Here is a 12,116-nt window from a genome sequence, read left to right as displayed (position 1 = left end):
AAAGCTACGGCGGCAAGCCCAGGCATGACATGGCGGGCCCGATTACTTGATCAGGCCCTTTTCCTTGTAAAAGCGGATCGCGCCGGGATGCAGCGGAACCGGACTGCCGCCGGCGGCGGTCTCAAGCTTGATCTCCTTGCCGGCGGCGTGCGCGTTGACGAGTTCCGGCAGCGATTCGAAGATCAGCCTGGTCATCTGGTAGGCAAGGTCATCCGACACCGCCGAGGAGGTCACGAGGTAGTTGATCACTGCCGCGGTCGGCACATCCTTGTCCTGGCCGGTGTAGGTGTTGGCGGGAATGGTCGCCGCAACGAAAGGCGGCCCGATCTTGTCGACGACCGCCCTGGGCACCGACACCACCATGATCTGGCTGGCCGTGCTCAGATCCTTCAGCGAAGCAACCCCAAGGCCCGCCGACTGCAGCGTCGCATTGAGCTGGCGGTTCTTCATGAGGTCGACGGATTCGGCGAAGGGCAGATATTCCACCTTGCCGAGATCCTTGTAGGTCATCCCGGCGGCGGAAAGGATCGCGCGCGAATTCAGTTCCGTGCCGGATTTCGGCGCCCCGACCGACAGGCTCTTGCCCCTGAGGTCGGCCAGCGTCTTGATGCCGCTTTCGGCGGTGGCGACGATCTGGATGTAGTTCGGATAGATCGCACCGATAGCGCGCAGCTTGTCGAGCTTGCTCTTGAAGCCGGCTTCCTCGTCGCCGTCCCAGGCCGCCTTCAGGGAGTCACCGAGCGTGAAGGCGAGTTCGCCGCGGCCCTGCTGCAGCAGCACGAGATTCTCGACCGAGGCCTTGGTGGCCTGCACCTGGGTTTTGACGTTCGGAATCCTGTCGCTGTAAATCTTTCCGATCGCCACGCCGAGCGGATAATAGACACCGGAAGTACCGCCGGTGAGGATGTTGATGAACCCCTGCGCCATGGCGGCGGGTGCAGGCAGCAGGACGGCGGAAGCCATCGCAAGCGCGGCGAGTCTCGTGCAAATTGGCATTCGAATCCCCCCAGGAATGTGCCGGAAATTGACTGCACGGGGGGCCGCGGTCAACCGCTTCACATGACCGGCCGGCGAAGGGCCGGCCGGCTTTTCTGCAAGGCACTCCGGTTCCGCCTTGTCTGAAGGTTGCCAACCGCAAGCCTCTTGCCACGATTGCCCAAAGTAGGGTCAATGCGCTCCGAGAGGGGCCGGCCGAGGCCCTCAGCTTTTGGGGGGAGCATGGCGGCAAACCAACCATCGCAGGGCAAGCCCGACGACGAGATCGTCGCCGTCTCCGACGAGGCGCTGCAGAAGGCGGAAGCCTTCGTCGAAGCCGAGGAAGGCGCCGCCAACCGGCTGATGGGATGGCCCGGACGGATCTCGACCGCGATCGCGGTTGCGATGAGCCTGTTCCACCTTTATGCGGCCTACGCGATCGTGCCGACCCAGGAACTGCGCTACACCCACGTCGCCTTCACCCTGATCCTGAGCTTCCTGCTGTTTCCGCTGGCGACGCGCTTCCGAAACCGCGTGCGCTGGTGGGATGTCGTGCCCGGCATCGTTGCTGTTGCGACCATCGGCTATGCGCTGTGGGGCGGTGAAGACTTCACCGACCGCGCCACCCTGCCCGACCGCTGGGACGTGATCGTCGGTATCGTCTTCATCGTTCTGCTGCTGGAGGCGACACGCCGCACCACCGGCGCGATCATGCCGGTGGTGTCGCTGCTGTTCATCGCCTATGCGATGCTGGGTCCGCATCTGCCGGCGCCCTGGACCCACCGCGGCTATGACGTGTCGAGGCTGGTCGGCCATCTCTTCATCACCCTCGAAGGCATTTTTGGTGTCGCGGTGGACGTGTCCGCGACGCTGATCATCCTGTTCACGATCTACGGCGCTTTCCTGCAGCATTCCGGCGCAGGAAAATTCTTCATCGACTTCTCGCTTGCGTTGATGGGCGGCAAGCCGAACAGCGCCGGCCGTACCGTGGTGCTGTCGTCGTTCCTGCTCGGCGGCCCCTCCGGATCCGGCGTCGCCACGACCGTCATGATCGGCACCGTGGCCTATCCGATGATGGCCAAGGCAGGCTTCGAGAAGAACGCCGCCGGCGGCCTGCTCGCGGCCGGCGGTCTCGGCGCCATCCTGTCGCCGCCGGTGCTCGGCGCGGCCGCGTTTCTGATCGCCGAGTTTCTCAAGATCAGCTATCTCGACGTGATCTGGATGGCGACGATTCCGACCTGTCTCTACTACCTGTCGCTGCTGATCATGGTGGAGCTGGACGCCAAGAAGTTTGGCGCCAGGGACGTTTCATTCAAGCCCGACATGACGCTTGGCCAGATGACGATGCGCTACGGCTTCCACTTCATCTCGCTGCTGGCCGTGGTCGTGTTCATGATGGTCGGGTATTCGGCCACGCTGTCGGTCTTTTACGCCACCGCCGTCACCTTTGCGCTGAGCTTCCTGCGCAAGGAGACTGCGCTGGTGCCGAAAAAGCTCGTGAAGGCTCTCGCTGACGGCTCGATCGGCGCACTCAACGCCGCGACCACCTGCGCCTGCGCCGGCATCGTCGTCGGCGTCGTGACGCTGACGGGACTGGGGCTGAAATTCTCCTCGATCGTCATCAGCTATGCCGGCGGCAGTCTGCTGCTGACCGCGATCTACACCTCGCTGATCGTCTGGATCATCGGCCTCGCCGTTCCCGTGACCGCGTCCTACATCATCTGTGCCGTCATCGCCGCGCCCGCACTGATCAAGCTGGGGGTGCCCGACTACGCCGCCCACATGTTCATCTTCTACTACGCGGTGCTGTCGGAAGTGTCGCCGCCGACCGCGCTGTCGCCGTTTGCGGCCGCCGCGATCACCGGCGGCGATCCCTACAAGACCACGCTGCAATCCTGGAAATACACGCTGCCCGCCTTCCTGGTGCCGTTCGTGTTCGTGCTGGATCCGCAAGGCGCGGGCCTGCTGCTGAACATCCCCAAGGGCGGCTCATGGGTCGACATCGTCGAGATTACGATCAAGACCACCTTCGGCCTGATGGCCCTGGCGGCCTGTGCCCAGAACTGGGCGCTGCGACAAAATACGCCGATCGAGCGCGGCCTGCTTCTGCTATCGGGGTTGCTGCTGGTATTTCCGAGCCTGATCGAGGCGATCGTCGAATGGCTGATCGGGCGCGACATCAGCTACACCTATCTGCCGGGCCTGATCATCGGTCTCGGTGTAGTGCTATGGCAGGCGAGAACACGGCCGCCAACGCGGCCGGCGCTCACAACCTAGTAGGAAGCGATCGAGGATGAAAAGAATGAAGAAGACGGTAGCCATACTGGCCATGACGATTTCCGCTGGTCTCGCCCTTGCGGGCGCAGCCCATGCCCAGCAGAAGACCATGTCAATCGGAACCGGCGGCACCGGCGGCGTCTACTACCCGCTCGGCGGCGCGGTGGCCAACGTGCTTTCGAAAAACCTTCCCAACATGCAGGCCACCGCCGAAGTCACCGGCGGTTCGGTCGACAATCTCAAGCTGATCGGCGCGGGAAAAAGCGAGCTTGCCTTCACCATGGCGGACGCCGCGCTCGACGCGCTCAAGGGCGAGGACAAGTTCAAGAGCGGCAAGGTGCCGTTGCAGGCGCTGCTCGTGGTGTATCCGAACCGCATGCACGTCGTGACCGTGGAAGGCTCCGGCATCGAAACCATGGCCGATCTGAAGGGCAAGCGCGTCTCGACCGGATCGCCCGGCAGCGCCACCGAGGTCATGGCATTCCGCGTCATCGAAGCGGCCGGTCTCGACAAGGACAAGGATCTGAAGCGCGAACGGCTTGGCGTCTCCGAATCCGTCAACGCCATCAAGGACCGCAAGATCGATGCCTTCTTCTGGGTCGGTGGCATTCCGACCGCCGCCGTCACCGATCTCGCAGCGACGCCCGGCGTCAAGCTGAAGCTGATCGACCATGGCGACCTGGCCGAGAAGATGAACGCCAAATACGGCAAGCTCTATTCGCCGGGCAAGATCAAGGCAGGCTCCTATCCCGGTTACGACAAGGACAATTCGATCACCGAGGTCTGGAACCTGATCGTCACCGGCGACAAGATGAGCAACGAGGACGCCTACGCCATCGTCAAGACGCTGGTGGAGAAGAAGGCCGACATCGTCGCCGTACACAAGGAGGCCGAGAGCTTCTCGCTCGACAACCAGGTGCAGATCCGCTCGCCGATCCCCTTCCATCCCGGCGCGCTGAAATACTTCAAGGAGAAAGGTATCGGCGGCTAAGGCCTTCTGTTCATTTCGCTTTTGAATGACCGCGGCTCCCCGGGACCGCGGTCATTTCCTTGCGACCGCCGCGGCGACGGCCCTTGCCACCGTTGTCCAAACAGGCGTCAATAGGCCGCAATCGAGCCCCAGTCTGAGTTCGGGCATGCCTATTGCAGCCGGCCGGAACATGGATGCCGCCCCGTCCGGCGCTCAGGCAGTCTGGAAGAAAGCGAACATGGCATCAGCGAAGACCATGAAGAAGGCGGCCGCCGCCCTCGCCCTGGCGCTTTCCGCGGGAGTGGCGCTGGCCGGCATCGTGCAGGCCGAGCAAAAACAAAAGCAACTGTCGATCGGCACGGGCGATCCGTCCGGGGTGTATTTCCCGCTCGGCGGCGCGGTCGCCAACGTGCTGGCAAAAGCCCTGCCCAACCTGCACGCCACCGTCGAGGTGACCGGCGGTTCGGTCGACAACATCAAGTTGATCGCAACCGGCCAGAGCGATCTCGGCTTCACCATGGCCGATGCGGCCGCCGATGCGATGCTGGGCCAGGACAAGTTCCGGAACAACAAGGTCGCGCTACGAACGCTGCTCGTGGTCTATCCCAATCGCATGCATGTGGTGACCATCGAGGGCACGGGAATCCAGACGCTCGCCGACCTCAAGGGCAAGCGCGTCTCGACCGGCTCGCCCGGCAGCGCCACGGAGATCATGGCCTCGCGCGCCGTCGACGTGATCGGCCTCGACAAGGACAAGGACATGCGCCGCGAGCGGCTTGGCGTCGCCGAATCCGTCAACGCCCTCATCGACCGCCGGATCGACGCGTTCTTCTGGGTCGGCGGCATCCCGACCGCTGCGATCAGCAGGCTTGCCACCACTACCGGCGTCAAGATGAAGCTGATCGATCACGCCGACATCGTCGAGAAGATGAACGAGAAATTCGGCAAGCTCTACAGCAGGAGCCGGATCAAGGGCGGCACCTATCCCGGTTACCGGACCGATTGCGACGTTGCCGAGGTGTGGAATCTGATCGTCACCGGCAGCCGGATGAGCGACGAGGACGCTTACACCATCGCGAAGACACTGGTCGAGAAGAAGGACGATATCGTCAAGGTGCACAAGGAGGCGGAGAGCTTTTCGCTCGACAATCAGGTGCAGGATCGCTCGCCGGTACCCTTCCATCCCGGCGCGCTGAAATATTTCAAGGAAAAGGGCGTCGGCGGGTGAGCCTGCCTCAATTGCCGGAACGCTCGAACTGAAGCAGCGCCTCGGCGCGCGCGATCAGCCGCTTTGCATTGGAATAGGCCGGCATCTCGACCAGCGCACCGTCGAGCTCGACGCGGCCGCCGCCGCCCGCGCGCGACGCCTCGAAGGCGGAGACGATCTTGCGCGCACGCCGCAGTTCGTCCTCGCCGGGCGTGAGCACGCCGTTGATGACGGCAACGTGCGCGGGATCGACAAGGCTTTTCGCGGTGTAGCCGAGCCGCCGCGCCCAGCGCGTCTCGCGCTCGACACCTTCGGCATCGCTGAACGTGTAGGGACAGTCGACCGCGACGACATTGGCAGCGCGGCACTCGACGATGAATCGCTGCCGGCAATAAGCGAGCTCGAGTCCGTCCCTGCCCCGCTCGGCGCCGAGGTCGGCGGCGAGATCTTCGGATGCCAGCAGGCAGCCGACCGTGCGTCGGCTGACGGCCGCGATCGCACCCGTCTGCACCAGGCCGCGGGCAAGCTCGATGTTCGGCAGCAGCGCGGTGGTGCCAGCGGGGATGCCGTAATCGCGCTCGAAGCGGGATACTTCCGCTTCCAGCCGCGCAACGTGGTTCGGCTCGGCCACCTTGGGCAGCGCCACGATATCGGGGCGGCCGCGCATGACGGCGGCGAGGTCGTCCATGCCGTCCTGCTCCAGCGGATTGACGCGGACGGCGACGACGGCGCCCGCCGCGCGCCAGGCGGCGTAGAGTTCGGGCGCAAGCGTGCGCGCCTTCGGCCGCAACGCGGGCGGCGTGAAGTCTTCCAGCTCCTGGATCAGGACGTCGGCACCGCTGCCGGCAGCGCGCTGCAGCACCGCCTCGTTGGCGCCTTCGAGGAACAGCCAGGAACGGCAGAGATTGGCGGGCCGGCGCGGCGGCATGGCCGCTTCAGGCGTGGCTCACTGGAACGTCATGTCGACGCATTTCGACACGTCCGTGCCAAGGCCGGAGGCGATCGTGATGCAGCCGCGCACCTTCTGCTTGGTGTTGTCGCTGGCCCACACCGCGAAGCCGCCGGGGCCGAAGAACGAATTGGTGTTCGGCGGCTCGGTCTCGGTGGCGTCGAAGGAGTAGCTGGAGTCGGATTCGAAGATGCGCGGCTTCTTGACGCAATTGCCGTCGGCCTGCACGTTGATGACTTCCTTGTTGTCTCGGGTCAGCGCCAGCGTGATTTGGCAGCGCGAAAATTCGGAGGTCTTGGTGTTGAAAAGGTAGGCGTAGGACTTGCAGGTTGCGGTGTTGAGCTTGCCCGGGGCGAGGCCGCGGCCGCAGGCGATGCGCTGGTTGCTGACCAGCTTGAAATCGTCGGCCGCAGCGGCCGAAGCCAGCGTCATGAAGGACAGCGCGGCGGCAAGGCAGGTTTTCATGACGGGGATCATTCGAATCATCCTGTAAGGTTTTGGGCAATGGATTGGCTTTTGGCCTGATCGGCAAGATAGTCGCGAAGCGTCATGCGGGGAATCACAAAGTGGCAAGGTACGCGTGATGCAGTGCGAACGCAGGCCATATTGACGGAATAACATCGTTCGTGATTTGTTCAAGGCAATGGGGCGCCGTATGTTTGCAGACCGGGGAGCATGACCATGACTGTATTTTCGACCAGGACCCTTTTGATCGCGACCGCGCTGACGGCGCTTTCCACCTCCGCCTTCGCGCAAGCCACGGCCTGGGAGCTGAAGCCGGACACCGGCTACGCCTATGACAAGGAAGGCAAGACCTTTTCCTACAAGATGGGCACCAACAATGCCGGCACGCTGCTGAAGGGCGCCAAGAAGGTGCCGAAAGGCACGCTGTTCTTCATCGGCCAGAACGGCCAGCTCTACATGCGCACCGGCCCCTATCTCGAGGGCGATGGCAAGTTCATGTTCGGCGCGAATTGAGGCTGCGATCCCTGCGCGCCCGGCGAAGGCTGTCATCATCCGCGAAGGTGGATGATCCAGTATGCCGGGACCTCTGAAATTCATTCACCGCCTCGGCGTATTGGATGCCCCGCTTTGGCGGGGCATGACAATTTGGGCAAGCGTCGAAGCAAGCTAGAATGCCGCCGCCAGTTCCTGCGCGCCGGGCTTGCGGCCGTTGACTTCCATCCGCTCGTCGGTGACGGCGAGCAGCTTCGCCACCGTGTTGTGGCGGCTTGCGACCGGGTTGCGCTCGTAGCCGCCGCGCTGGAAGAAATTGGAGGTCGGCACCTGCTCGCGCATCGCCTGCGGCATGGTCACCATGTCGAGGCCGGTGCCGTCGCCGGTCAGGTTCATCATCTCGAGCTCGGCGGCGGTGAGTGGCCTGGCGTGGCCCTTGGCGCGCGCAAAGTGCACCGAGGTCAGCAGCTTGTGGGTCTGCAGATGCGGGCCGACGTCGATGTCGAGCACCATGGCATGCAGCGCCCAGCCCTTCTCGGTGTTGGCGAGCTTTTCGTGCTCCGCCCAGGTGTCCGGCACCGATTGGGCGAATGCGACCATCTTCCTCGTGACGGCAATCTTGCTATCCATTGCCTTGCGCGCAGCACCGGACAACGTCGCGGCCTTCTCCTGCAGCGCCCTCAGGATCGCATCGCCCTGCTCGGCGAACAACTCGACGCTGTTGGTGGTGAGCAGCTGGTTGTAGCCGATCGCGGTCGAGATCGGACGCGTGCCCGGACCGCGATAGCCCGACTGCATGTCGTAATTGCCGTTGCCGCCGGTCTCGAAGGAATAGACGCGCACAGCCTGTTCGCGCGTCAGCCCGGCGGCGGCGGCCACCTGCGCATAGGCGCGCTTGAATTCGATCTCGCTTGCCGGGCGCTGCGGCGCGAACTGGAAATGCTCGGCCGCCGCCTGGATGAGATCGGGGACCATCGGGATCGTCTTGCGCGGCCGATCAGGCGCCGATGGATCGACCGGCTTCCTGGGCCCGGTATAGACGGGCGGATGCGTCAGCACATAATCGTCGAGCGTGATCTTTTGTCCGGCACGCCGCTTGGCGTTGCGGCCGCGCCGCTTCTCGGCGATCGAATTCCAATAGGCATTGAAAGGCGCCTGCGCCTCCTCCCATTCCCTGAGCTTGCGACGATATTCCGCCATGGCTTGCGGCGAGGCCTGCGCCATCGCGTCGCTGACGGAATCGGGAAGCGCGGGCATGTCCATTGCGACGGACGACGGCACGCCCGCAAGAAGCGCGAGGGCAGCGAAAAGGCCAAGATCGGGACGAATCAATCCAGAGCGCATGCGCTTCTTGTAGCAAGCGTACCCGGCAAGTTAGCCATCAAATGCTGCGGCGTCTCGCCCTATTCCGGCTCGACGCCACTCGCTTTCACGAGTTGCGCCCACTTCTTTTCGTCCTTGTCGATGAGCGCCGCATAGTCCTCGGGCGAACCGGGCGTAATCTCGGTGCCGTCATTGCCGAGCTGACGTTTCACCTCGTCGGAGGCGAGCGCGTCGCGCAGCGCCTTGTTGAGCTTGTCGATGATCGGCCGCGGCGTCCCGGCAGGCGCGGCGAGGCCGTAATAGAGGGACGCATCGAAACCGGCGATGCCGGATTCGGCAATGGTCGGCACGTCGGGCAAAAGTCCGGACCGCGTGGTGCTGGTCACCGCAAGCGCACGCAACTTTCCGGCGGTGACATTGCTGTGCGATGCCGGAATCGGCGCGAACGCCATCGGAATATGGCCGCCGAGCAGATCGGTCAGCGCCGGGCCCGTGCCCTTGTAGGGGATGTGCACCAGTGTGATGCCGGCGGCGCGCGCAAAATATTCGCCGGTGATGTGGCTGGCGGTGCCGGCGCCGGCCGAGCCGAAATTGACCTTGCCGGGATTGGCCTTGGCGTAGGCGATCAGCTCGGCCACGGTTTTCGGCGCGAAGGAGGGATTCACGACCAGCGAATTCGGTGCGTTGCCGATCATGCCGATCGGCGCAAAATCCTTGCGCGGATCGTAGCCGACATTCCTGTAGAGCGAGGGGCCGATCGCGAGCGTGCCGGTGTAGCCGAGCACGAGCGTGTAGCCGTCGGGCTCGCTTTTCGCCACCGCGCGTGTGCCGACCGTGCCGCCGGCGCCCGGCCGGTTGTCGACGATGATCTTCTCGCCGAGCAGTTCGCTCATCTTCTCCGCAACGCCGCGGCCGACGATGGTGGTGCTGCCGCCGGGCGCAAAGGGAATGATGAGCGTGATCGGCCGGGTGGGAAAATTCTGCGCCTGCGCAGGCGCGACCGCGGCGGCGAATGCCGCCAGGACGGCAAGAAGGCATTTGCGGATCGGCATGGGCGCACTCCCGGCATCGTTGTGCTTGTTGCGCAGCATGGTTGCCGAAACGCCCGCCCCGCGCAACCCGCCGCCGGGATCAGCGCCAGGCGAAGACCGGCTGTTCCAGCTCGGCGACGCGCGTTTGACGGCCCGCCAGCACTTCGCTGAACTGGTAGATCAGGGCCGCCGTCGGCGCGTGTATGTGCCCGTCCTGCAGGCGGAAACGGATGACGCGGCGGGTGCTCTCGGGGATGCTGGTGAAGCTGAAGGCGTCCTGTCGCTCGATGTCGTCGAGCGCGACGCGGTGGACGTAGGCGACTTCCGCCGGATTAGGCACGATCGAGACGCCCGGCCCCGCCCACACAACGACCGGCGTGATCAGATAGCCGGAGCGGGTCGGGTAGTCGTCGAGCAGTCCCAGCACTTCCGTCTCGGCGAGCTCGAGACCGAGTTCTTCGTGCAGCTCGCGTAGCGCGGCCTGCACCTGCGTCTCGCCGGCGTCGCAACGGCCGCCCGGCAGTGCCCATTGCGCGCTGTGCGAGCGCAGCCCCTCGGCGCGGCGGGTCAGCAGGAACGCCGTGCCGTCGCCGCGATCGGCTTCGGTGAGCGCGATCACCACGGCGGCCCGCTTCAGCGCAGGGGCGGCCTCTTGCGTCGCCACGCGCGAAAATCCCGCGCAAAGCTCTGCGATTTTCCGCCGGGTGGTATCGTCGAAAACGCGGGTCATGCCGCTTGACTACAACAGGTCCGCGTTCGATGAAATGCCGGAGAACACATGACCTCATGCAGGGGACGGACCGAACGACATGCCCCAGAAGGCCGCCGCAAAGCTCAAGTCCGACGGCTGGACCATCGTCGAAACCAGCGGATTCCTGCATCTGATCGGCCCGCTCTGGCAGCGCCTCGTCGACGGCCATCATGAGTTTGCGCTTGTCACCGAGGACAAGCACCACAACCGCCGCGGCCTGGTGCAGGGCGGCGTGCTGATGACGTTTGCGGACCGCACCTGCGGCATGACGGCCCGCCACGTCTCGGGCAAGCCGACGCTGGCGACGGTGCAGCTCGATACCCACTTCGTCGAGGCCGGTAAGATCGGCGAGGTGCTGATTTCGAGGCCCCGCGTGGTACGTTCAACGCGAAGCCTGATCTTCATCACCACCGAAGTGACGGTCGACAAGCGCGTCCTCGCCATGGCGAACGGCGTGTTCAAGATCTTGAAGAGCGAGTGATTGCACCCTCTCCCCTTGTGGGAGAGGGTCGCTTCGCGAAGCGAAGCGGGGTGAGGGGTCTGTCTCCGCGGATAGAGACCCCTCATCCGACGCGCTGTACGCGCCACCTTCTCCCACGAGGGGGGAAGGCAGGAAGGGAGGAAGGGAGAAAGACGATGCAATACCGCCAGCTCGGCCGCAGCGGCCTGAAGATCTCGCCGATTTGCCTGGGCACCATGATGTTCGGCGGGCCGACGGACGAGGCGACCTCCTCGCGGATCATCGCGAAGGCGCGCGAGGCCGGCGTCAATTTCATCGACTCGGCGGACGCCTATAACGGCGGGCAGTCCGAGGTCGTGGTCGGCCGCGCCATTTCCAACGTCAGGCAGAGCTGGATTCTGGCAACGAAACTCGCCAACCAGATCGGCGACGATCCCAATCGCGGCGGGCTTTCGCGGCGCTGGGTGATGCAGGCGGCCGAAGAAAGCCTGCGGAGGCTCGGCACCGATCACATCGACATCTACTATCTGCACAAGGAGGATCACGCCACGCCGCTGGAAGAGACCGTGCGCGCGATGGGCGACCTGATCCGCCAGGGCAAGATCCGCTATTTCGGCGTTTCCAACTACCGCGCCTGGCGCGTCGCCGAAATCTGCAACATCTGCGATCGCAACGGCATCGACCGCCCGATCGTCAGCCAGCCCTATTACAACGCAATGAACCGCATGCCCGAGGTCGAGCATTTTCCGGCCTGCGGCTATTACGGGCTCGGGATCGTGCCCTACAGTCCGCTGGCGCGCGGCGTGCTCACCGGCAAATACAGGGTGGACGCCGCTCCGGACAAGGACACGCGCGCCGGACGTGCCGACAAGCGCATGATGCAGACCGAGTGGCGGCCGGAGTCGCTGAGACTCGCGCAGGAGATCAAGCGCCACGCCGAGAGCAAGGGCATCACCGCCGGCCAGTTTGCGGTTGCCTGGGTGCTGAATTCCGCCTTCGTCACCGGCGTGATTGCCGGCCCCCGCACCGAGGAGCAGTGGGACGACTACATCCGCGCGCTGGACTATCGTTTCACGGCGGAGGACGAGGCGCTGATCGACCGGCTCGTCACGAGCGGCCATCCCTCGACGCCGGGGTTCAACGATCCGGCATATCCGATCGAGGGACGGAGGGCGCGGACGGGTTAACCGTGCCGTCGAAACCGCGGAACTGCCCT

The 12,116-nt window shown here is 64.5% G+C and carries 12 protein-coding genes; 6 read left to right on the top strand and 6 right to left on the bottom strand.

What is annotated here, in order from left to right; all coding sequences use genetic code 11:
• Window positions 1-42: 42 nt before the first annotated feature.
• The gene (locus HZB49_RS03955) at window positions 43-996 is read right to left on the bottom strand and encodes a TAXI family TRAP transporter solute-binding subunit (RefSeq protein WP_291609195.1); all 954 of its coding nucleotides are present in this window, start codon (window positions 994-996) and stop codon (window positions 43-45) included.
• Window positions 997-1,218: 222 nt separating this feature from the next.
• Here HZB49_RS03955 and HZB49_RS03950 point away from each other — a divergent pair, with 222 nt between their 5' ends.
• The 3 genes from HZB49_RS03950 (at window position 1,219) to HZB49_RS03940 (ending at window position 5,450) form a co-directional block, all read left to right on the top strand.
• Window positions 1,219-3,252 carry a TRAP transporter fused permease subunit gene (locus HZB49_RS03950; RefSeq protein WP_291609194.1) on the top strand — a complete coding sequence of 678 codons (2,034 nt, stop codon included), beginning with the start codon at window positions 1,219-1,221 and terminating at the stop codon, window positions 3,250-3,252.
• Between the two features lie 25 nt (window positions 3,253-3,277).
• Window positions 3,278-4,243 (top strand): TAXI family TRAP transporter solute-binding subunit, encoded by a 966-nt coding sequence (locus HZB49_RS03945; RefSeq protein ID WP_291609192.1) that lies wholly within the window; start codon window positions 3,278-3,280, stop codon window positions 4,241-4,243.
• Between the two features lie 217 nt (window positions 4,244-4,460).
• Window positions 4,461-5,450, top strand: a complete 990-nt coding sequence (locus tag HZB49_RS03940; RefSeq protein WP_291609191.1) for a TAXI family TRAP transporter solute-binding subunit — start codon at window positions 4,461-4,463, stop codon at window positions 5,448-5,450.
• A gap of 7 nt (window positions 5,451-5,457) precedes the next feature.
• Here HZB49_RS03940 and HZB49_RS03935 read toward each other — a convergent pair whose 3' ends face one another.
• Window positions 5,458-6,357 (bottom strand): CoA ester lyase, encoded by a 900-nt coding sequence (locus HZB49_RS03935; protein ID WP_291609190.1) that lies wholly within the window; start codon window positions 6,355-6,357, stop codon window positions 5,458-5,460.
• Window positions 6,358-6,375: 18 nt separating this feature from the next.
• On the bottom strand, window positions 6,376-6,855 hold the full coding sequence (locus HZB49_RS03930) for a hypothetical protein (RefSeq protein ID WP_291609189.1): 480 nt from the start codon (window positions 6,853-6,855) through the stop codon (window positions 6,376-6,378).
• A 204-nt stretch (window positions 6,856-7,059) separates the two neighbouring features.
• Here HZB49_RS03930 and HZB49_RS03925 point away from each other — a divergent pair, with 204 nt between their 5' ends.
• Entirely contained in the window at window positions 7,060-7,356 is a 297-nt protein-coding gene (locus HZB49_RS03925; RefSeq protein ID WP_291609188.1) for a hypothetical protein, read from the top strand.
• Window positions 7,357-7,509: 153 nt separating this feature from the next.
• On the opposite strand, the gene HZB49_RS03920 is transcribed toward HZB49_RS03925, so the two are convergent.
• The 3 genes from HZB49_RS03920 to HZB49_RS03910 form a co-directional block, all read right to left on the bottom strand.
• Window positions 7,510-8,592: a hypothetical protein gene (locus HZB49_RS03920; RefSeq protein WP_365856574.1), complete on the bottom strand. Its 1,083-nt coding sequence runs from the start codon at window positions 8,590-8,592 to the stop codon at window positions 7,510-7,512.
• A 146-nt stretch (window positions 8,593-8,738) separates the two neighbouring features.
• Window positions 8,739-9,710 carry a tripartite tricarboxylate transporter substrate binding protein gene (locus HZB49_RS03915; RefSeq protein WP_291609187.1) on the bottom strand — a complete coding sequence of 324 codons (972 nt, stop codon included), beginning with the start codon at window positions 9,708-9,710 and terminating at the stop codon, window positions 8,739-8,741.
• Between the two features lie 79 nt (window positions 9,711-9,789).
• The gene (locus tag HZB49_RS03910; RefSeq protein ID WP_291609186.1) at window positions 9,790-10,419 is read right to left on the bottom strand and encodes a CoA pyrophosphatase; all 630 of its coding nucleotides are present in this window, start codon (window positions 10,417-10,419) and stop codon (window positions 9,790-9,792) included.
• A gap of 79 nt (window positions 10,420-10,498) precedes the next feature.
• Between HZB49_RS03910 and HZB49_RS03905 the strand changes: the two genes are divergently transcribed.
• Complete coding sequence (locus tag HZB49_RS03905) at window positions 10,499-10,921, top strand: PaaI family thioesterase (RefSeq protein WP_291609185.1); 423 nt, start codon at window positions 10,499-10,501, stop codon at window positions 10,919-10,921.
• A gap of 155 nt (window positions 10,922-11,076) precedes the next feature.
• Entirely contained in the window at window positions 11,077-12,087 is a 1,011-nt protein-coding gene (locus HZB49_RS03900; RefSeq protein WP_291609183.1) for an aldo/keto reductase, read from the top strand.
• The last annotated feature ends 29 nt before the right edge of the window (window positions 12,088-12,116 follow it).

Source organism: Bradyrhizobium sp. (assembly GCF_016219575.1).
Lineage (GTDB): Bacteria > Pseudomonadota > Alphaproteobacteria > Rhizobiales > Xanthobacteraceae > Bradyrhizobium.
Note: the sequence above shows the minus strand (reverse complement) of the source record. Positions and strands in the feature narration are given on the sequence as shown.